Source organism: Virgibacillus natechei (assembly GCF_026013645.1).
GTDB classification, from domain to species: Bacteria; Bacillota; Bacilli; order Bacillales; family Amphibacillaceae; genus Virgibacillus_L; species Virgibacillus_L natechei.
Genome location: NZ_CP110224.1, coordinates 486,979 through 504,974, shown reverse-complemented (window position 1 = coordinate 504,974; position 17,996 = coordinate 486,979). Strand labels below are relative to the sequence as shown.

At 38.6% G+C, this 17,996-nt stretch carries 19 protein-coding genes, 2 pseudogenes and 1 riboswitch; of the genes and pseudogenes, 12 read left to right on the top strand and 9 right to left on the bottom strand.

Annotation, left to right across the window (positions count from 1 at the left end):
- Positions 1–11: 11 nt before the first annotated feature.
- Positions 12–232: pseudogene (locus OLD84_RS02910) on the top strand (DUF188 domain-containing protein); the annotation flags it as partial.
- Positions 233–319: 87 nt separating this feature from the next.
- Positions 320–895 (top strand): Uma2 family endonuclease, encoded by a 576-nt coding sequence (locus tag OLD84_RS02905; protein WP_209461635.1) that lies wholly within the window; start codon positions 320–322, stop codon positions 893–895.
- A gap of 312 nt (positions 896–1,207) precedes the next feature.
- On the opposite strand, the gene OLD84_RS02900 is transcribed toward OLD84_RS02905, so the two are convergent.
- Positions 1,208–1,420 carry a hypothetical protein gene (locus OLD84_RS02900; protein WP_209461634.1) on the bottom strand — a complete coding sequence of 71 codons (213 nt, stop codon included), beginning with the start codon at positions 1,418–1,420 and terminating at the stop codon, positions 1,208–1,210.
- Between the two features lie 360 nt (positions 1,421–1,780).
- Between OLD84_RS02900 and OLD84_RS02895 the strand changes: the two genes are divergently transcribed.
- On the top strand, positions 1,781–2,227 hold the full coding sequence (locus tag OLD84_RS02895; RefSeq protein ID WP_209461633.1) for a YaiI/YqxD family protein: 447 nt from the start codon (positions 1,781–1,783) through the stop codon (positions 2,225–2,227).
- Between the two features lie 57 nt (positions 2,228–2,284).
- On the opposite strand, the gene OLD84_RS02890 is transcribed toward OLD84_RS02895, so the two are convergent.
- A complete protein-coding gene (locus OLD84_RS02890; protein ID WP_209461632.1) occupies positions 2,285–2,452 on the bottom strand; it encodes a hypothetical protein in 168 nt (55 codons plus the stop codon).
- Between the two features lie 132 nt (positions 2,453–2,584).
- On the opposite strand from OLD84_RS02890, the gene OLD84_RS02885 reads away from it, so the two are divergent.
- Positions 2,585–2,812: a TetR/AcrR family transcriptional regulator gene (locus tag OLD84_RS02885; RefSeq protein ID WP_209461631.1), complete on the top strand. Its 228-nt coding sequence runs from the start codon at positions 2,585–2,587 to the stop codon at positions 2,810–2,812.
- Positions 2,813–2,878: 66 nt separating this feature from the next.
- On the opposite strand, the gene OLD84_RS02880 is transcribed toward OLD84_RS02885, so the two are convergent.
- Positions 2,879–4,066 (bottom strand): amidohydrolase, encoded by a 1,188-nt coding sequence (locus tag OLD84_RS02880; RefSeq protein ID WP_209461630.1) that lies wholly within the window; start codon positions 4,064–4,066, stop codon positions 2,879–2,881.
- A gap of 58 nt (positions 4,067–4,124) precedes the next feature.
- Positions 4,125–4,595 carry an acyl-CoA thioesterase gene (locus OLD84_RS02875; protein ID WP_209461629.1) on the bottom strand — a complete coding sequence of 157 codons (471 nt, stop codon included), beginning with the start codon at positions 4,593–4,595 and terminating at the stop codon, positions 4,125–4,127.
- Positions 4,596–4,716: 121 nt separating this feature from the next.
- A riboswitch (cobalamin riboswitch) is annotated at positions 4,717–4,900 on the bottom strand.
- A gap of 362 nt (positions 4,901–5,262) precedes the next feature.
- Between OLD84_RS02875 and OLD84_RS02870 the strand changes: the two genes are divergently transcribed.
- Both OLD84_RS02870 and OLD84_RS02865 read left to right on the top strand, forming a co-directional pair.
- Positions 5,263–6,840, top strand: coding sequence for a Vga family ABC-F type ribosomal protection protein (locus OLD84_RS02870; protein ID WP_209461628.1), 1,578 nt, complete (start codon positions 5,263–5,265; stop codon positions 6,838–6,840).
- A gap of 140 nt (positions 6,841–6,980) precedes the next feature.
- Complete coding sequence (locus OLD84_RS02865; protein ID WP_209461627.1) at positions 6,981–8,489, top strand: BCCT family transporter; 1,509 nt, start codon at positions 6,981–6,983, stop codon at positions 8,487–8,489.
- Between the two features lie 75 nt (positions 8,490–8,564).
- Here the strand turns inward: OLD84_RS02865 and OLD84_RS02860 are convergent, their stop codons facing one another.
- From OLD84_RS02860 to OLD84_RS02850, 3 genes are all read right to left on the bottom strand, one after another.
- On the bottom strand, positions 8,565–9,683 hold the full coding sequence (locus OLD84_RS02860; RefSeq protein WP_209461626.1) for a UDP-N-acetylmuramoyl-tripeptide--D-alanyl-D-alanine ligase: 1,119 nt from the start codon (positions 9,681–9,683) through the stop codon (positions 8,565–8,567).
- Positions 9,684–10,192: 509 nt separating this feature from the next.
- Complete coding sequence (locus OLD84_RS02855; RefSeq protein WP_209461625.1) at positions 10,193–10,627, bottom strand: hypothetical protein; 435 nt, start codon at positions 10,625–10,627, stop codon at positions 10,193–10,195.
- Positions 10,628–10,776: 149 nt separating this feature from the next.
- The gene (locus tag OLD84_RS02850; protein ID WP_209461624.1) at positions 10,777–11,421 is read right to left on the bottom strand and encodes an NAD(P)-dependent oxidoreductase; all 645 of its coding nucleotides are present in this window, start codon (positions 11,419–11,421) and stop codon (positions 10,777–10,779) included.
- A 201-nt stretch (positions 11,422–11,622) separates the two neighbouring features.
- Between OLD84_RS02850 and OLD84_RS02845 the strand changes: the two genes are divergently transcribed.
- Positions 11,623–12,555: an aldo/keto reductase gene (locus tag OLD84_RS02845; RefSeq protein WP_209461623.1), complete on the top strand. Its 933-nt coding sequence runs from the start codon at positions 11,623–11,625 to the stop codon at positions 12,553–12,555.
- Between the two features lie 107 nt (positions 12,556–12,662).
- A pseudogene (locus OLD84_RS02840) lies at positions 12,663–13,102 on the top strand (universal stress protein).
- Between the two features lie 77 nt (positions 13,103–13,179).
- Here the strand turns inward: OLD84_RS02840 and OLD84_RS02835 are convergent.
- Positions 13,180–14,220 carry a glycoside hydrolase domain-containing protein gene (locus tag OLD84_RS02835; RefSeq protein ID WP_209461622.1) on the bottom strand — a complete coding sequence of 347 codons (1,041 nt, stop codon included), beginning with the start codon at positions 14,218–14,220 and terminating at the stop codon, positions 13,180–13,182.
- Positions 14,221–14,417: 197 nt separating this feature from the next.
- Between OLD84_RS02835 and OLD84_RS02830 the strand changes: the two genes are divergently transcribed.
- Genes OLD84_RS02830 through OLD84_RS02815 form a run of 4 tightly spaced genes read left to right on the top strand, consistent with a single transcriptional unit; the run spans position 14,418 to position 17,064 of the window.
- Positions 14,418–14,852, top strand: a complete 435-nt coding sequence (locus OLD84_RS02830) for a MarR family winged helix-turn-helix transcriptional regulator (RefSeq protein ID WP_209461621.1) — start codon at positions 14,418–14,420, stop codon at positions 14,850–14,852.
- Positions 14,849–15,784, top strand: a complete 936-nt coding sequence (locus tag OLD84_RS02825; protein ID WP_209461620.1) for a ring-cleaving dioxygenase — start codon at positions 14,849–14,851, stop codon at positions 15,782–15,784. The genes OLD84_RS02830 and OLD84_RS02825 overlap by 4 nt, the downstream gene beginning before the upstream one ends.
- Positions 15,785–15,832: 48 nt before the next feature.
- The gene (locus OLD84_RS02820; RefSeq protein WP_209461619.1) at positions 15,833–16,435 is read left to right on the top strand and encodes a flavin reductase family protein; all 603 of its coding nucleotides are present in this window, start codon (positions 15,833–15,835) and stop codon (positions 16,433–16,435) included.
- A gap of 26 nt (positions 16,436–16,461) precedes the next feature.
- Positions 16,462–17,064, top strand: coding sequence for an alpha/beta hydrolase (locus OLD84_RS02815; RefSeq protein ID WP_209461618.1), 603 nt, complete (start codon positions 16,462–16,464; stop codon positions 17,062–17,064).
- Between the two features lie 67 nt (positions 17,065–17,131).
- On the opposite strand, the gene OLD84_RS02810 is transcribed toward OLD84_RS02815, so the two are convergent.
- Positions 17,132–17,986 carry a VOC family protein gene (locus tag OLD84_RS02810; RefSeq protein WP_209461617.1) on the bottom strand — a complete coding sequence of 285 codons (855 nt, stop codon included), beginning with the start codon at positions 17,984–17,986 and terminating at the stop codon, positions 17,132–17,134.
- Positions 17,987–17,996: the final 10 nt, after the last annotated feature.

The window sequence follows — 17,996 nt, the reverse complement described above, 5'->3', positions numbered from 1 at the left end:
ATTCAACAATTTACGGCCTAGCTTTACTTGAATTAGCAAAAGGAGGCACAGTGCTTCATCATAAAGGATTTATCTACACGAATGAAAAGGTCGATAATCTATTACAAACACGCTACATTAGTTCGATGGCTAGAAAAATCGGGAAACGGACAAAGGGCCCTAAGCCATACACAGCAGAGATCGGGAAAAATTCAGCGATCTTTTAAGAAACACAATTAGGAAATATAATTAAAGCATTTTTGTTTTGCTGTCAACTTGTGCAGCATGCTATTTCTTGCTACTATTGGATAAAGAATGAATGTAAAAAAGGAGGAAGGAAATGGATCATCTTGATAAAAATAAAACCTATACACTAGATGAATTTCTATTCCAAGTAAAAGAAGAACGCGCAGAATTATATGAAGGGGTTCCTGTGTTCATGGCTCCAGCATCTTATGAACATGAAGGAGTAATTGCAAATTTAATTGGAGAATTTAGAACAGTGCTTAAAAGAAATACATGCCAAGTATTTGGCAGTAATCTACAAGTTGTCCTTCCTTTTACAGCTGAAAAGAAAGGAATAGAAGATGTTACTGTTTTGCCGGATATTTCCATTGTTTGTGAAAGAAGTAAATTGCAAAACAACCGTTGCTACGGCGCTCCTGATCTGGTGATCGAAGTATTATCTCCAAGCACAGCCCGGAACGACCGTCTGCTAAAAAGACGTTATTATGAAAAAGCTGGAGTAAAGGAATATCTGATTGTCGATTTCCAAAACCAGATTATAGAAAAATACGTACTACACCTAGAATCCTTCCAACTAGAAGAAATTTATGACCAAGAAAATCAAACCTACACCTCAACAATCTTTCCTGATATCACCTTTACTATAGAAGATATCTTCTTCCTAAATTAATAGTTTAGAGCCATTTAGCTTTTAAAAACATAATGGCTCTGTGCCCAAAATCAATTTAGCTAATAACTTTTGCATACCACTTGCCCAACTACCTTGGCAGCAACAGCAACTAGGAGTGCATCTTCACTTGAAAATTCAGGGGCATGTCCAAATGTATAGTATTTACCAATCCGTTGATCAAACCGATAAATCCCCCCTCCTTATACCAACTCATCCAAGTTGCAACTTGAGATTTATTCTTAATTTCATATTTATCCATAATAGAGTAAACAAAAAATCCCACATCATTATTGAATGATGTGGGATTTTAAATTAAAATTTATTCTTTTGCATTTTTTTGGAAGAAATTTTAAAAAGCATAAATATAAGGAGAGCAAGGATGTTTATAATAGTGATTGCTTTGAATAGAGTAGGTTCTCCGAATAATGATAATAACCTTTCTGCGGAAGGTAACCCTAACCACCTTAAAACTCCAATAATCAAGAAACCAAATAATATGCTGTAAAATACTTGTTTCTTACTCATATAACTCTCCTTTTATACAATCTTTCGTTTCATGTTACCACAGTTTGTATTTTTAAAAACATTTATTTAGGGGTGTATATTACTGCGCTGGAGATTAACACATGAAAATTGTATGCCATTTTAATTTACTTCCATTATATGCTTTTTAAATAGCAAAACTTATAAATGTTGCAGTTTGATTGATGAATTATTCATTCGATGATTTTCATTCAACAATTTTTTGCAGAAATTAATGGTGAACTTGAGCTAATATACTGGTATGTGTTCAGATCGATTACATACATTTTGTCGCTTCAGTCACGTTTATTTGTTAAAATCATCTTATACTACCAACTTACATACGAAAAATAGGTGAATCCAATGAAGATCTACGTTGATGCAGATGCAAGCCCAGTAAAAGATATCGTCATCCCAATAGCCCAAGGCGCACAACTTCCTGTCGTTCTTGTCAAAAGCTTTGCCCATTTTTCTCACGATGAAGAGGGAGATGGAGTGGAGACTATTTATGTTGATACTGGAGCAGAGGCTGCGGATTATAAAATTATGAAACTTGCCAAGAAAGACGATATCATTATTACACAAGACTACGGCCTTGCATCACTTGGATTAGCAAAAGGATGCACCGTACTTCATCATAAAGGCTTCACGTATACAAATGAAAATATCGACCACCTCTTACAAACACGCTACATTAGCTCCATGGCAAGAAAAAGCGGAAAACGAACAAAAGGTCCAAAGCCATTCACAGCAGAGGACCGGGAAAAATTCAGTAAACTTTTTAGAAATACAATTGAAGGATTAAACTAAATTTAATAATTTTATATTCCAACTTCAGTTTATCAGCAGGAAATCTTTTAGACATTCCTAATAACTGGATTTTTTCATTGCGCGCCTTTCCGCATAGGTTACACATTTAAAACAGACAGGAACCTTTTCACCCTCATCATTAATATACATGCGTGGTTTAACTGCCTTATTATTACAAATATAGCATTTTTCCATACCCAAAATTCGCTTCAACCAGTTAGCCATTTATGAATCCCCCTAACTTTAAAAAACGCACATGTTCATTAACACCCATAATTCCATTATAATATACCAAGAAGACCAAACAAATTCATGGATCAAAAAGAATTCCTTTATTATAAAACGTGAGGTGAGTATATGACACGCGAGCGAAAATTTACCAAGGAAGAATTATATCAAACAACAAAAGAAACCCTGCTTGAGTACAGCTATGCCGGGTTTACCTTTCGTATAGTAGCTGAACGGTTACATATTGCACGAGGTACTTTATATAAATACTATGAGAACAAAGACGAGCTAATTACCGATTATATGGTGGATGAGATAAATCATTTCCTTATCGAAGCGCCCATCAGCAAAAAATGATGGGCGCTTCCATTCGACAAATTCCGGGACGTGACAGGCACTGTTCGGGGAACGAAAAACCCTAATTTATTCCAATTCATAATAATCGCACACAACCTGCCCTACTGCTTTTGCAGCAACGAGGAGTGCATCTTCGTCAATATCAAACTTGGGATGGTGATTAAAGTACGGCTCTTCTACCCCTTTTGGTTTACAGCCAATGAAGAAGAACGTGCTTGGAATTTTCTCTGCATAGTATGCAAAATCCTCTGAACCGGAGAATTTCGGATATTCTTTAACTTCCTTAATCTCCGGGTCATTCATATTTTCCAAACTTGATTTGACGACTTCTGTAACTTCAGGATCATTGAATAAGACTGGATAATCATCTATGTATGTAAGCTCACACTCCACACCGAATTCCTCCTCGATCCCAGCAACAATACGATGAAGCTCCTTATCAATACGCGCTTGTGTTTTACTATTCATATAACGGACGTCCCCTTCAAGTTCAATTCGATCTTTAATCACGTTGAAGGTCCCTTTTCCATCAAATGAGCCAATTGTAACAACCCCCATTTCAAAAGGATTCAAGCGTCGGCTGATGATGGTTTGAGTGACCGTAACAAAATGGGATCCGGCGACAATCGTATCATTTGCCATATGCGGGGAAGACCCATGTCCGCCTTTCCCTTGAATCACCAGCTTAAAATAAGATCTGCCAGCCATTGTATACCCGCTTCTGTACCCAACTGTTCCAGCAGGGTCTGTTGGAAATAAATGAACGCCAAAAGCATTATCCACATCATCAAGTACCCCTGACTCCATAATACTTTTTGCCCCGCCTGGCGGTGTTTCCTCCGCGTGCTGATGTATGATTTTAATTGCACCTGAAAGCGATGCCTTCAATTGAATAAGGCAGTCAGCAAGAACAAGCAAGTAAGCGGTATGACCATCATGTCCGCACGCATGCATAACCCCTTCATTTTTTGATTTAAAAGGAACGTCCGCCTCTTCAACGATCGGCAGTGCGTCAAAATCTGCGCGTAATCCTATTTTTTTCCCTGGCTTCCCCCCTTCGATTGTTACAATAATTCCATGCCCATTCCCTACATTGGTTTGCATCTCTACATCTTTATCTTTATAAAAATCAACAATATACTGAGCTGTCTTTTCTTCTTTAAAAGAAAGCTCTGGATTCTCGTGCAAGTGACGGCGAATTTCGATCATTTCATCTTTTCGCTCTGTAAGCATTTTCATTAATTGGTTTTTCACGCTTATTACTCCTTTCGTTTGCATTCTCTACATTTTATATTATACCCTTCCTATCCATTTATCTAATAGCAGCTCGTCTTTTTCGGTTCTCTTTTCTTGAAGGAGCGGTTCTATGTAACTGTTTTTCCTCCTCGTTTTCAGGGTATACTTTTGGTACTGGGACGGGACTACCTTGTTCGTTTACAGCCACCATTGTCAGAAAAGATTCTGTTGTTAATCTCTCTTCATTCTTAATTAAATCATGTGCTGTAACTTTTACATACACCTCCATCGAACTTGTCCCTGTATACGTCACAAATGCCTCTAACTTCAGGGAATCCCCTACTTTCGCTGCTGAAAGAAAATCAACAGAATCAATGGATGCTGTCACAACAGCACTTTTTGCATGCTTCATTGCTGTTAATGCTGCAACTTCATCAATATAAGCGAGCACTTTCCCGCCGAATATCGTATCCAAATGGTTCGTATCCGGTGGAAGTACCAAGCGCGTTTGAATCGTTTTTGAATGCTGAATAGCTACCTTTTCCACAACATTACCTCCTAATTAAAAAAACACCCTCTTAATAATAGAAGATGCTTCATGCGCGCATAAAAAGTTTCATCTGTTATGAAATAAATGAGCGCAACAACTTCCTATTTCCCGTAGGATTAAAATGTTCTTCCTTATGGCAGGTCTCCTGGCTTAGAATCATCGAACCTTTTCCCTTCCCATTTCACTTGCTGAAACAGTGGTTACAAAAGAGTTCTCCTCATCACAGTGGCGGGACCGCGTTGGATTCGAACCAACTTCCCTTTTCAACTTTTATCAAAGTCACCATAAAGCAAAATATTTAGTTGTATGTAGTATACCATTAATTATGATTATGTAGCCATAGACAGAATACCCCATTTCATTTATAATAACACTAACTAAAAACGTAAAGGGTGACCCAATTACATGAAGTACTAATCCTATTTTTTTGAAAACATACAAGTGAAGGCATTCTTTTTCAGCAGATTTTTCTGCTTATTTCGTATGCCGTCAACTTGATTTTTCAGAATAGGATTGGTTTGTGTGGTTATCAAAAGGGAGAAAACTCTTTTTGGCAGTTAAGAAAACTTTCTTAACTACATAAGTACACTCGTACCTCCTATTCTGAAAATGGATAGGAGGCACTTTTTTGTCTCCAAGTATCGTATGAAATGGAGATGAATAGATGATTTTATTAGAATCTAGGGAATTAAAAATCTATGTAAAAGACCAATTATTAGTGGATGCAGAACACTTAACCATTCAACAGCATGACCGTATTGGTCTAGTTGGAACCAACGGCAGTGGCAAAACTACTTTATTAGAAGTCCTCGCTGGGCAGAAACAATCTAGTGAAGGCGCAGTCATTTCGAACGCAACACGCGAGCTGCTTCCACAGCTAAAAAACACAAATACAACAAAAAGTGGCGGTGAAGTAACTCAAGAATATATCAATCAAGCATTAGCCAAAAAAACAGACATCTTACTGGCAGACGAACCGACAACGAATCTTGACACCGAACATATTGAAAAGCTTGAAAATCAGTTATTGCGCCGACAAGCAGCTCTCGTTATTGTTTCCCATGACCGCGCTTTTTTGGATTCCCTATGTACAACAATATGGGAAATAGATGATGGAATACTCAGGGAATACAAAGGTAATTACACGGATTACGACGCACAAAAAGAATTAGAGCGTAGACAACAGGAAAATGCCTACGAAAACTATGTGAAAAAGAAACAGCAACTTGAAAATGCATTGGAGCTAAAAGAGAAAAAAGCAAATAGAGCAACGAAGGCCCCAAAAAATGTCAGCTCTTCAGAAGCAAATGCCATAGGTGCAAAGCCTTATTTTGCAAATAAACAGAAGAAGCTCCGAAAATCGGCAAAAGCCATTGAAACTCGATTGGAGAAATTACAAACAGTAGAGAAAATAAAGGAATCTTCGCCTATTAAGATGGATCTGCCTAACGACGAAACATTCACAGGCCGAATTGTTCTACGATGGAACGATGTCACAGGATTGATAGCGGATCGAACGCTTTGGCAAGAAACGCACTTTCACATTAAAGGCGGTGACAAAATAGCTATCATCGGAAAAAATGGTAGTGGTAAAACAACTTTATTGAAAAAGTTAGTGAATGAAGACAAAGGTATTACCATCTCCCCTGCTATGAAAATTGGTTATTTCAGCCAAAATTTAGATGTGTTGGACCTGAATGCATCCATTTTAGAAAATGTGCGTTCAACCTCTAATCAAGACGAAACCTTAATTCGAACGGTTCTGGCACGGCTTCACTTTTTTCGAGATGATGTTTATAAGAGTGTAGGGATTTTAAGTGGGGGTGAGCGAGTAAAGGTAGCTTTTGCAAAACTATTTGTCAGCGATATAAACACATTACTATTAGACGAACCGACAAATTTTCTTGATATCGAAGCAGTTGAAGCTTTGGAAGAACTCCTGCTGGATTACGTGGGAACCATACTGCTTGTTACTCACGATCGCCGCTTTATCCAGCATATTGCTACTCGCGTTTTAACAATTGAAAATCAGGAGATTCATTTATTTGAAGGAACCTATGATGCATACAAAAACCATGTTTCACAGGTGGAAGCTGACCCGGTGGAAGACGAATTACTCCTACTAGATACAAAAATATCCGAAACGTTGAGCAGGCTAAGTATTGATCCATCCGAAGAATTGGATCAGGAATTTCAGGAACTATTGGCTAAAAAGAAAGAGTTAGAGAACGGCAGCGATTAATCTGCTTTGGCATGCCACTAGAGGCTATTTCTTCGCCTCTAGTGTTTAGTGTTCTAAAGTGTTTAGCAGTTTATATGTTGGGTAAACTATAATATGCTATAATAAAACGTAAAATTAAAGGGAAACAGAAAGGATATTTTATGAAGAAAAAAGAGAGTTATAAAAATCCAGTATTTTTTATCTCGGCAATTATTCTTGGCTTATTAGTTATCATTGGTGCTTTCATGCCAGAGCAGTTTGGCACAGTGGCCCAGACACTTTTTGATTTTACAACGGTTAATTTTGGATGGTTTTATTTACTAGCAGTTTTTGTTATTATCCTATTCCTAGTTGGAATTTCCATAAGTAAATATGGAATAATGCGGTTAGGTCCTTCTGATTCACGCCCGGAATACCCGTTTTTTACATGGGTTGGTATGCTGTTCTCGGCAGGCTTTGGCGTATCGCTTGTTTTCTGGAGTGTCGCAGAACCGATGAGTCATTTTTTTGTAACCCCGTTTCCTGGCATTGAGCCACAGACAGAGGAAGCGGCCAGGGTGGCAATGGGATATTCCTTTTTCCACTGGGGCATTAGTCAGTGGGCCGTTTTTGCGATTGCCGGACTGGCAATTGCCTTTATTCAATTCAGAAAAAGAAGGAGCGGATTGGTTTCTGTTGCCATCGAACCCGTTATCGGGAAAAATAAGGGCGTAGCGAATACGATTAACATATTGGCTGTAATTGCTACGGTCATGGGTGTTGCGACCACCGTCGGGTTATCGTTTATCCAGCTAAATGGTGGGTTGTCATCCGTCTTTAATATCCCGAATAATATCGGGGTCCAGATTATAATAGCTCTAATCATGATGGTTTGCTATTTAGTCTCTTCTGGCACAGGATTGGATAGAGGAATAAAATGGCTGAGCAACATAAATTTAGGGCTGGCTCTGCTTATCATGGTCATTGTATTTTTACTGGGGCCAACATTATTTATTTTAAACTCTTTTGTGCTGGGTTTAGGCGATTATTTAACCCATTTTGTTCAGTACAGTCTGCGCCTGACACCATATACAGGTGGCGAGTGGGTATATGATTGGACGATATTTTACTGGGCATGGGCCATCGCCTGGTCTCCATTTGTAGGAGCATTTGTAGCACGGGTGTCTAGAGGCAGAACCATCCGTGAATTTGTAGCAGGCGTGATGTTAGCACCACCCGCTATTGCCTGTGTATGGATTGCCGTATTTGGCGGAACTGCATTGTACAGTGATTTAAATAATGGAACTCGTATTGCAGAGGCTGTTAACAATGATGTAACAGTAGCTTTATTTGAAGCACTCGGAGTTGTGCCTTTTACAGACATCTTATCGATCATTTCGATATTGCTGATTTTTACCTTCATGGTAACTTCTGCTGACTCTGCAACTTATATTTTAGGAACAATGACATCTAAAGGAAGTCTAAATCCAGCTCTGATAACCAAAATAATATGGGGTGTTCTTATTACAGCAATTGCTCTTGTGTTATTATTTACAGGTGGATTGGATGCCCTGCAAACAGCTTCATTAACAGCAGCTTTGCCATTTACAGTCATCCTTCTGATTATGATTGTATCAATATGGAAATCAATAAAAGCAGAATACGAACCGAAAGATAATAAAAGAAACTAAGAATACTATAACAAACACCGTATTCTAACCTAAAAGTTAGCCGCATCCTCTAAAGGAATGCGGCTATACTTTTCACTAGTTTTTCTTTTTTAATCCATTCTTTTTAACAAGATACTTTACGGTCATATTCATCTTCATACCATTTGAGCCTTTAACCAAAATCGCAGCATTCGATGTTGTGATGTCTCCTATATGTGCATGCAAAAGTTCACGGTCTTCAAAGTGGAATAGCTTCGCTAAGGGATGACCAGCAGAGAGAGCCCCATCACCAATTGATTTCGCATCTTTTCCATATGTTAGAATCGTATCGATTTTGTTCATTACTACGTATTTTCCAATATCCTCATGAAATTTAGTTGAATAATGACCTAATTCTAGCATTGACCCTAGTATAACCACTTTCTTTTTGTCTTTTCCAATTTCGCTTAGAACATCTATAGCCGCCTTGACCGCTTGGGGGTTAGCGCTATAGCTATCGTCGACAAGAATGGCGTTTTCTCGTAAATGCTTCACAAATAATCGTCTTACAGGTTTTTCAAAGTTCATTAGTCCTTTTCTTATCTCTGAAGGAGTAAAATGCAGTCGATGGCTAACAGCAATTGCAAACAATGCATTTATGACATTAAAATTGCCAAAGCAAGGAATAAAAAATTCCTCAAGATGGTTATCTAACAAAACTTGAAAAAGCATTCCATTATCCAAAAATGTTACATTAATTGCCTGATAGTCAGCCTTATTCTTAATTCCTACGGTTATCATTTGGCCTTTAAAGCTATCCGTCTGTAATAATTTTGAATTCTCATCGTCACTATTTATTAACAGCGTGCCCGTAGGTTTCATATATTTAAAGAGTGCTGACTTTGCTTCGACTATATTCTCTAGGTTACCTCCAAGAGCACCCATATGAGCGAATCCAATACTCGTAATAATACTGATATTAGGCTCAATATAACTACAATGTTGTTTTCCAAATCCCTCCCTTGACATCCCATATTCTAAAACCACTCCTTGATGCCAAGGTTCTATCATTTGAGCATGTTTTTTTGTATGCAAAGAAGGGTTATTATTATTTTTATAAGATTTAAATATGTCCCATTTTGTGTCCAATATTGAAGCGATCATCTCTTTGGTTGTCGTTTTTCCAGCACTGCCTGTAATTGCAATGGTTGGAATATCCAAGCGTAACGTATCCATTTATTTATGACCTCCTATAATATTTTTCAAAATAAAAGTGAAAAACTTTCATGTGAAGTATCCGTATCTTTTGCTTACAATCTTGTTTTACATTAAAACTATGTATGAAGAAGCTGGTTTAGACCCCTGAGAATGTGGATCAGTTAATCGATTATGCAGAAAAACTTCATAAACCTAATGAAGGGCAATCTGGATTTGTTATTAGAGGAACTCGTGAACGCGGGGATAATGGTTACCACCACTAAAGAAGCACATAATAAACCACACCTGCCTAGTTAGTAGGTGGGGTTTATTTGTTCACAAAGAAGCTATTATATTAACATGGCTGCTAATTTCTACAAGGGTAGAAGTTTCATACAGTATTTATTCAATCTGTCCGTTAATAATTTGATAAAGATCCCCTTACCCAAAAGTTTTTTATCACATAAAACTAAAGTAAGACTGACATCATGATCTGTCAGTCTTACTCAAGGATTAGGCTATCGTTTGTTATGGTTTCGACTTATTCGTTATTGTTGTCCTTGCTGGCTTTGTTGACTTTGTTGTTGGCTCATTTGATTTAACTGTTGTTCGGCTTGTCCAAGAGATTGATTTATTTGATTCAGGGCTTGGTTTGATTGCACATGCTGTAACCCTTGATTTAATGCTTGAATTGCTTGCTGAATCGATTGTTCAAGTTGTTGGTCGGTTTGTTGTAATTGGTTTTGCGTTTGACCACTAAATTGTTGGATTTGCTGCAACAATTGATTTTGTAGCCCCTGAGCCGGCTGCTGCCCTTGACTAGGCTGCTGCTGACTTTGACTTTGAGCACCTTGTTGTGACTGCATATCAGAAATTGATTGTTGTAACTGATCAATTTGACTTCTAAATGACCCTAATTCTTCTGCAACTTCTGCATCAGCAGCTCTTCTTGATTCAGACCTCACCATTTTTCTCTCATCCATACGATAATACCTCCTTATTATTGTACTGAAACAATATTTAGCGTGCTACAAAAGGAGGTTTCAATACCTAAAATAGGAATGGAATTATTTACAGTTATTTCTTTTAGAATAATAAGGGTCATTTACACATATGTTAAACCTTGTATTCACTATTCCGCTTCTGCAACAACCGCAAATCTTTCATTACTATGCACGGGTGTTTCAATTTCATCAAGTAAGGCAATGGCATAATCTTCATAGCTTATATAGCTTTCTCCTTTTGCATTCGTGATAAGAATATCATTCCCTTTTTGGTAGGTGCCTGTCCTTTTTCCTTCAGGGTCAAAGAATGCGCCCGGACTGATGAAGGTCCAATTGATTCCACTAGTTTGCTCTAATTCCTTCAGATTTTCCCCTTGATTTACGGATGTTGGGTAAGCTTCTCTTGGAAAATCAGATGTATCCATTAATTTTGTTGTTTTTGCTTCATCTACAAACAAACTTCCTGCACCTCCCACGACGATTAACCTCGTGTCAGGATCCCCTTTCACGATATCCATTAAAACCCTGCCTGCTTCCACATGAAGATGTTCTTTCCCTGGCTCATGTACGCCAAACGCATTCACCAACACATCGAGATCTTTAATATCCTCTGTCTTCAAATCAAAGATATCCTTTTCTATGACAAAGTCACTTTTCCCTGTTAATTTTGCTTCATCTCTTACAATGGATGTTACGACGTTTCCTCTATCTAAAGCTTCTTTCTTAATAAGACTTCCTGCTTTACCTGATGCTCCAATTATGCCTATTTTCATTATAAATACCTCCATTATTTTACGTTCCTTATGAGAAAATTTGTCTATGGAACCTATTCCCAATACAAGCTAACCTTTAAACTTATTGGGCTATCCAGCAATAACTAAGAATCTGTATTCATTGAACTAAAGGATAAACTTTCATACAATTAGGTAAATAAAGATTTAAATCCATCACTAGAAAAAAGGAGTTTTTACACGATGACAAAAAAAGTACAAATCGCCAAAACAGATTTATACGTAAATCCAATTGGACTTGGCGCCAATGCGATTGGTGGGCATAACCTTTACCCAAATTTAGATGAAGAAAACAATAAAAAAGTTGTCCGTAATGCAGTAGATGCTGGACTGGACTTTATCGATACCGCATTTAGCTATGGAAAAGGTCGTTCGGAGGAATTAGTCGGCGAAGCTGTTAAGCAAACGGCTAAGCGAAATGATATTGTACTTGCTACAAAAGGAGCACAGAAGTTAGCCGGTGACGATGTAATCACTGATAACTCCCCTGCCTTCTTAAAGCAAACCGTAGAAGAAAGTTTAAAACGACTACAAACTGACTATATCGATTTATTTTATATTCATAAACCAGACGAAAACACGCCAAAGGATGAGGCAGTTGGCGCTTTAAAAGAATTAAAAGATGAAGGAAAGATTAGAGCAATCGGGGTTTCAAATTTTTCAATGGATCAATTAATAGAAGCAAATCGAGATGGCTATGTAGATGTTTATCAGGGGCATTACAATCTGTTTAATCGCGCGGCCGAATCGGATTATCTCCCTTATACAGCGGAAAATAATATTTCCTACGTCCCATTTTTCCCCTTTGCATCAGGGATCTTAACTGGGAAATATACAAAAAACACAACGTTTAACGACTTCCGCTCTAAAATGCCCCACCTAAAAGGTGAAGCATTCGAACAAAACCTAGAAAAAGTGGAACAACTGCGTGAAATAGCTAATGCAAAACAGGCAGAAGTAAGTCATGTTGTCTTAGCCTGGTATTTAACACGTGACTCCATCGATACAGTAATTCCTGGTGCTAAGAATTCAGAGCAAGTTTTAAATAATTTAAAAGCATTGGACGTTCAATTAACGGAAAAAGAAGTGCAACATATTGCTGATCTCTTTTCGTAAATAAGAACCCGCGATAAACTTTTTCATACGCTAAAAAATTAAATAGGCCAAGTTAAAATGTTAGATGATGATGATCGTTTGAATGATCAAAAAGGAGTTTAGGAGAAATGGCAAATCACTATAAAAATATTGTAGTAGCAGTAGACGGCTCAAAAGAAGCGGAATACGCATTTCGTAAATCAATCGAGTTCGCAAAACGGTATGAAGGCTCGATCGTCAACATCGTGAACGTACTCGATAATCGATCATTTGGAACGTATGACCATTCCATTATCGACCAAACACAACAACAATCAAAGGAATTAATTAGATGGCTACAAGGCACAAGCCGTGGCTGAAGGTATCGAAAACGTAAATATCGTAATCGAATACGGTTCTCCAAGGAGCATCATCACGAAGGAGATCTCTACCACCATTGAAGCTGATTTAATTATCTGTGGTGCTACAGGGGGTGAATGCTGTGGAGCGTTTCTTAATTGGTTCCGTATCTGAAGCCATCGTGCGCTCAGCTCAATGCGATGTTTTAGTCGTACGAACACCTGAATAATTGTAGAAGAGCAACGCGAAAATTGCGTTGCTCTTTGTGAAATATAGCGTCTGCATTCTATCGAAGCTAGGTTTCATTTACCACAATACTTCTAAAACATTCCCATCAAAAAGATTGGTGTCAATGTTACACGTCTCGGCCTCAATTCCATATTGCCAACCAGCGAGTAAAGATCCTTCAGGATAATCAGGTTCATAAGATGGTGCATCGTCTTCTGTCGTAATTCCAACGTTTGGTGATGCGGTCCAAACGTACATCTCATCGAGTAAGTCACTATTTTCTTCGGCTGCTTCTTCAAAAGCAACATAGAGTTCTTCACTTGGGTCAAAAATTCCATATACGCCAGAGTTATACTCCGAATCCGTGAGTGCATCATGCCACCCTAAAAGGAACGCAGCGTCAACTGGGTAAATCGGTTCTACGTTAGCAAATAACGCCACACCTTCAGGGATGCCTAAATCTTGGGCCATTTCAATCGCTTGATTTGCCTCGCTTTGACCGTGATCATAGCCGGTCACATCTGTCGTATGATTCCAGATGACTAAGGTTTGAATATCATTGGACTGGAGTAAATCGATTTCTTCTTCCGTTAACCCGACAGAAACACCTTCATTGTCCCCAAGATAACGTCCCCAGACGCTAGGATCACCGAAATTCTCTGTGACACAAGCTAACATGTCTTCTGTGGTGAGACTTGCAGAGTCAACACCCCAAACAGTCTCTGGAACCTGGTCATTGCCGTTTCCGTTGCCATCGTTGTTGCCATTGTCGTCGTCATTTCCATTTCCGTTCTCGTCATCTCCACTGGTATCGGATTCAATATGGTTCAAGATACTGTTCGAAACATTTACGTCAACACTAACGTTGATATCATTTGTCACATTATTATCAATGTCGCCTACATCTCCACTGTTGATCGTATTCTCAATGGAGTTGTCGACATCGGCGTTTTCAGCATCAATATTATTTTCGACATTATTATTAAGGCCATTCCCAGGACTATTTCCTGGTGAACTACCATTGCCTAGACTAGCAAATAAATAGATCGATAGGGTTAGAGAAAACAGAATCAAAAACGCAGCTATTATAAAGAAGAATGGTTTTTCTCGTTGGTACATTGTTTCACCTCCCCGAAAGGTTCTTGGTCAGTTTATGTGAATCTTATAGTGCTTGTGCGAAAACTAGACGAACGCGGAGGGGGGGTTCACTACAAAATTAAAAAGGCAAACCAATCCATTGACATTCATCTATTTATAAGCTAAACTATACTTAATTAAAGATAAATTAATTCAGAATAAATGACGGGGGTGACGGCATGAGCGAGAATTTAGCATTAAAATCATTCGTTGTTTTAATGAAGTCCTCGAAATCCATCCAGGAACAAATTAAAAAAGATATTAGCAAGCATGGGATGAAAACATCGGATTTCACTATTTTGGAAGCCTTATATCACAAAGGCAGACAAACAGTGAAGCAAATTTCTGATGCTGTACTCATTAATACAGGATCGATCACCTATGTCATTGATAAATTAGAAACTAAAAATTTATTAGAAAGAAGTAATTGCAAGGAAGACCGGCGCGTTGTTTATATTCAAATTACCGAACAAGGAAAACAGCTAATGGATGAAATTTTTCCAAAGCACCAAAGCGTTATTGAGGATATCTTCTCAGGCTTAACGGATGAAGAAAAGAAAACATTAATTGAACTGCTAAAAAAAGCAGGAAAAGAAGGAGAAACCGAACAATGAAAAAAACAGCTGGCATTCACCATATAACAGCTATTGTCGGCCACCCACAGGAAAACGTTGATTTTTACGCAGGAATTTTAGGATTGAGAATGGTTAAACAAACCATTAACTTTGATGATCCAGGGACCTACCACCTCTACTTTGGTAATAAAGATGCAAGCCCTGGTACCATTATCACCTTCTTCCCATGGGCTGATTCCAAGCAAGGAAAAATTGGCGACGGCCAGGTTGGAACTACTTCCTACGTTGTACCAATCGGTGCACTTCCTTTCTGGGAAAATCGATTGGAAAAATTCAATATCGTATTTACCAAAATAGAGAAGTTTGGTGAAACGACATTACATTTTGAAGATACACATGGACTACAATTGGAAATTGTCGAAAGAGAAGATGGAGAACAGAACAGTTGGACAATCGGTGAGGTTACACCCGATGTAGCGATCAAGGGATTTGGCGGTGCTACACTACTATCCGCCCAACCAGACAAAACAGCGCAATTACTCCAAGATGTAATGGGACTTGAAAAAGTCAGTGAAGCAGACGGATTCATCCGTTTTCGATCATACGGTGATATCGGCAATGTTATTGATGTAAAAGCAACTTCCAGCAGCAGTGGGGAAATGGGTGTTGGAACCGTACATCATATCGCATGGCGCGCAGAAGATGACCAAGATCAACTGGACTGGAAACAGCATGTGGAAAAAAGCGGCTATGGTGTGACACCAGTTAAAGACAGAAACTACTTTAATGCCATCTACTTTCGAGAGCATGGAGAAATATTATTTGAAATCGCAACAGACCCACCAGGATTTGCGATTGACGAAGCACACGCAACAATGGGAGAGAAGTTAATGTTGCCAGAGCAATATGAACTATATCGCGAGAGGCTTCAGAAAAGCCTGTTTCCAATTGAAGTTAGAAACCTGGATTAGGAAGATTAGCACGCTTTAGTCGTTATAAATAAAAGAGGAGGAATTTCTTTGCTTTCCTTTGACCCAAGCAATAATACAGACAAGGAAAATCACAAATTATTAATCGGTAGCATTATACCGAGGCCAATAGCTTTTGTGACAAGCATTGCCGAGAACGGGACGGTCAACGGGGCACCATTTAGTTATTTTAACGTTGTATCATCAAACCCACCGATGATCTCAATCTCCGTGCAACGTATAAAAGGAACCGCTAAAGACACCGCTCGTAACATCAAGGAGAACAAGGAATTTGTTGTGCACATTGTAGATGAGCAGAATGTAAATAAAATAAATGAAACAGCAGCAACCCTCCCATCTGATGAAAGTGAAATCGAAAAGGCTGATCTAACACGGACTGAAAGTGAATCCGTATCGGTACCAGGAATCAAAGAAGCCAAGGTTCGGTTGGAATGCACCCTAGAGCGTTCTATTGAATTAGGTGAGAATAATGTTACGGATCTCATTATCGGCAAAGTGGTTCGCTATCATATTGATGAAGAAATATATGACGCAGGTAGAATTGACCCGAATGCCTTAGCTGCTGTCAGTCGTTTAGCTGGATCAAATTATTCAAAAACCGGCGACATTTTTTCAATGGAAAGACCAAAATAGACAAAAACACGAAAGGAGCATATATAATGAAACATATCTTTCAACAAGGAAACGATCCATCACGACCAACATTACTATTACTACACGGAACTGGAGGAACAGAGCAAGACCTCCTTCCTCTAGCAGAAAAAATTGATCCGGAGGCAAATATTTTAAGTGTACGAGGAAATGTTTCGGAGAACGGGATGCCACGCTTTTTCCGTAGGTTAGGTGAAGGTGTATTTGATGAGGAAGATCTTATTTTCCGCACAAAAGAATTAGATGAATTTCTTGATGAAGCGGCTCAGGAGCATCATTTTGACCGCAATAATATTGTGGCTGTCGGCTACTCTAATGGTGCTAACATTGCTGCCAGCTTACTATTCCATTATCAACATTCCTTAAAAGCAGCAATCCTACATCACCCAATGGTGCCAAGAAGAGGGATCGACTTACCAGATCTTTCAGGTAAACATGTATTTATTGCAGCTGGATCAAATGACCCGATCTGTGCACCCGAAGAGTCAAAGGATCTAAAATCGTTACTTGAAGGGGCTAATGCGAACGTAGAACTTATGTGGGAAAACAAGGGCCACCAGTTAACGATGAATGAAGTAATAGCAGCCGAGAAATGGTATAAGAATATATAATTTACAACACAGGAAATCCCGCAATGCTAACATGCACGGCGGGATTTCTGCATTAAAAATGAACGTATTAATGAACGACCAAGTGTATCACATTCCCAGACGGATCCTCCACTGCGTAATATTCCTCTTCAGCTCTCACACTTGCACCCATCTGTTCCAGACGATCAATTGCTTCTTGCCTCACATTTGTACTCGGGAAAACAAGTGTATACCAGTTCAAACCTACACTATTTTTTGCAGGGGTCGGGGCGCCTTCTCCATTCCATACATTTAATCCAATATGATGATGGTAGTCAGCGGTTGATGTAAATAGTGCACCCGAATATTTCGTAACAACAGTAAATCCAAGACCATCCATATAAAATTTATCAGTCGTTTGAAGATCCGAAACATGTAAATGGATGTGACCCATTATCGTCTCACTTGGTAGTCCATTCCACTCCTTATTACTTTCTGCAACCAGACTATCTCCGTCTAACGCTTCTGTGCCCATGGAAACTTCACCATTCGTCCAACTCCATTCAGATGACGGGCGGTCTCGGTATACTTCAATTCCATTTCCATCTGGATCAGATAAATACAATGCTTCACTTACATAATGATCAGATGCTCCTAATCGGACATCACCTTTTTTAATGAGATAATTCACAAAACTGGAAAGGTCAACACGTGTAGGCAAAAGGATAGCAAAGTGAAATAAACCTGTCGTTCTTCCTTCTTTTGGTTGAACATTTTCCGGCTGTTCCAATGTAAGCAAAGCTGTTTTTCCATCAGCTGTTAATGATGCTTTGCGCTCTGATTGTTCCAGTATTTGAAACCCAATGACATCTTGATAAAACGTAAGTGCTTTCTCCAAATCGGTTACATTAACACTGAGCTCTCCCACATAGGTTGCTGGTTTTTCAAAGAATTTATTTTCCATATTTATCTTC

Bases quoted from the DNA above. Each gene is read 5' to 3' on its own strand.
- OLD84_RS02905 (WP_209461635.1), top strand. From the start codon at position 320: ATGGATCATCTTGATAAAAATAAAACCTATACACTAGATGAATTTCTA.
- OLD84_RS02860 (WP_209461626.1), bottom strand. From the start codon at position 9,683: ATGGATACGTTACGCTTGGATATTCCAACCATTGCAATTACAGGCAGT.
- OLD84_RS02815 (WP_209461618.1), top strand. From the start codon at position 16,462: ATGAAACATATCTTTCAACAAGGAAACGATCCATCACGACCAACATTA.
- OLD84_RS02850 (WP_209461624.1), bottom strand. From the start codon at position 11,421: ATGAAAATAGGCATAATTGGAGCATCAGGTAAAGCAGGAAGTCTTATT.
- OLD84_RS02810 (WP_209461617.1), bottom strand. From the start codon at position 17,986: ATGGAAAATAAATTCTTTGAAAAACCAGCAACCTATGTGGGAGAGCTC.
- OLD84_RS02855 (WP_209461625.1), bottom strand. From the start codon at position 10,627: ATGGATGAGAGAAAAATGGTGAGGTCTGAATCAAGAAGAGCTGCTGAT.
- OLD84_RS02900 (WP_209461634.1), bottom strand. From the start codon at position 1,420: ATGAGTAAGAAACAAGTATTTTACAGCATATTATTTGGTTTCTTGATT.
- OLD84_RS02825 (WP_209461620.1), top strand. From the start codon at position 14,849: ATGAAAAAAACAGCTGGCATTCACCATATAACAGCTATTGTCGGCCAC.
- OLD84_RS02865 (WP_209461627.1), top strand. From the start codon at position 6,981: ATGAAGAAAAAAGAGAGTTATAAAAATCCAGTATTTTTTATCTCGGCA.
- OLD84_RS02895 (WP_209461633.1), top strand. From the start codon at position 1,781: ATGAAGATCTACGTTGATGCAGATGCAAGCCCAGTAAAAGATATCGTC.
- OLD84_RS02845 (WP_209461623.1), top strand. From the start codon at position 11,623: ATGACAAAAAAAGTACAAATCGCCAAAACAGATTTATACGTAAATCCA.
- OLD84_RS02835 (WP_209461622.1), bottom strand. From the start codon at position 14,220: ATGTACCAACGAGAAAAACCATTCTTCTTTATAATAGCTGCGTTTTTG.
- OLD84_RS02885 (WP_209461631.1), top strand. From the start codon at position 2,585: ATGACACGCGAGCGAAAATTTACCAAGGAAGAATTATATCAAACAACA.
- OLD84_RS02890 (WP_209461632.1), bottom strand. From the start codon at position 2,452: ATGGCTAACTGGTTGAAGCGAATTTTGGGTATGGAAAAATGCTATATT.
- OLD84_RS02870 (WP_209461628.1), top strand. From the start codon at position 5,263: ATGATTTTATTAGAATCTAGGGAATTAAAAATCTATGTAAAAGACCAA.
- OLD84_RS02830 (WP_209461621.1), top strand. From the start codon at position 14,418: ATGAGCGAGAATTTAGCATTAAAATCATTCGTTGTTTTAATGAAGTCC.